Source organism: Micromonospora sp. PTRAS2 (assembly GCF_054052245.1).
Genome location: NZ_JBSWBU010000060.1, coordinates 1 through 567 on the forward strand (window position 1 = coordinate 1; position 567 = coordinate 567).

1 pseudogene is annotated in these 567 nt (G+C 67.0%); it reads left to right on the top strand.

The window, feature by feature from the left end:
- Positions 1–567: pseudogene (locus ACVMYR_RS33150) on the top strand (right-handed parallel beta-helix repeat-containing protein); the annotation flags it as partial.

Genomic DNA, 567 nt, shown 5'->3' on the forward strand with positions numbered 1-567 from the left:
GGCAACCGGTCCATCGGCGCGGGCGGTGGCATCGCCACCGAAGGCGGCATCGTCGACCTCAAGGACACCGAGGTCACCGACAACACCACCGGCATCACCGGCGGCGGCATCGGCGTACTCAACAGCCAACTCAACCTGCGCCACAGCACCGTCGCCCGCAACGCCTCCGTCGGCGGAGGCGGCGGCATCGCCAACACCTCGGGCCTCCTGCTGTCCAGCACCGTCACCATCGACGACAGCAAGATCACCGAAAACTTCACCGACGGCCTCGGCGGAGGCGGCATCCTCAACGTCGACCTCACCCCGGCCCTCGGCGGCACCGCCAGCCTCACCGTCCGCAACAGCGAAATCGTCAAGAACAAGGCCACCCTCGGCGGCGGCATCCGCAACATCAACGGCACCGTCACCCTGACCAACGCCAAGATCATCAACAACACCGCCCTCGCCCCCAACGGCGGCGGCGGCATCAACACCAACGTCACCATCACCACCGTCGACCCCACCACCGTCATCGCCGCCAACCGACCCAACAACTGCACCGGCACCGTCACCAACTGCTTCGGCTGA